Here is a 936-nt window from a genome sequence, read left to right as displayed (position 1 = left end):
GCCACCACCACCGTGGACTGGGACACCGCGCCTATGCGCTCCGCTCCGGCCCGGCCCAGCAGCTCATGCATCACCGGGGTCAACGGCACCTCACCGGTGCCCGAATCGCCACTCCCCTCCAGGCCACCGGGAGCAAAGGCATCACGGGCCACCAGCGCCAGCTCCGCCGGGGTCCGTCGCTCGAACACCTGCCGGGCGCTCACCACCAGACCGGCCTTACGCGCCCTCGACACCAACAGCATCGACATGATCGAGTCACCGCCGAGCTCGAAGAACGACGCGTCGACACTGACCTCATCGAGACCGAGCACCTCGGCGAACAGCCCACAGAGGATCTCTTCGGTCGGGGTGGCCGGACCCCGGCCCCTGACGGTCTCTGTGGCGTCGGGGACGGGGAGCGCGGCGCGGTCCAGCTTGCCGTTGACGGTCAACGGCAGCGCGTCCAGCACGACGACCGCCGGGACCATATACTCCGGCAGCCGCCCAGCGGCGAACGCGCGCACCGCCGCTACGTCCAGCTCCCCGTTGGGGACGACGTAGGCGACCAGTTGCCTGTCCCCCGGCCCGTCCTCCCGGACCACCACCGCGACCTGCGCCACGGCCGGGTGGCTGCCGAGTACGGCCTCGATCTCACCGGGCTCGACCCGGAAACCACGCACCTTGACCTGCTCATCGACCCGGCCCGCGAAGACCAGATCACCCTCAGCGGTCCACTTCGCCAGATCGCCACTGCGATACATCCGACCACCCGGGACGGCGAACGGACACGCGACGAAACGCTCGGCGGAGAGTCCTGGCCGACCGATATAGCCCCGGGCCAGGCCAGCACCGGCGATGTACACCTCGCCGATCACACCAACAGGCACCGGCTCGAGGAACGCGTCGAGCACATAGACGCGGGCGTTGGGAAGGGGACGGCCAATCGGCGGGGCCTCG

1 protein-coding gene is annotated in these 936 nt (G+C 70.0%); it reads right to left on the bottom strand.

What is annotated here, in order from left to right:
• Positions 1–936: AMP-binding enzyme (locus NP777_RS46930; RefSeq protein WP_256656330.1), on the bottom strand; the 936-nt coding region annotated here is incomplete at both ends.

The organism is Streptomyces rugosispiralis (genome assembly GCF_024505145.1).
Classification (GTDB): Bacteria; Actinomycetota; Actinomycetes; order Streptomycetales; family Streptomycetaceae; genus Streptomyces; species Streptomyces rugosispiralis.
Note: the sequence above shows the minus strand (reverse complement) of the source record. Positions and strands in the feature narration are given on the sequence as shown.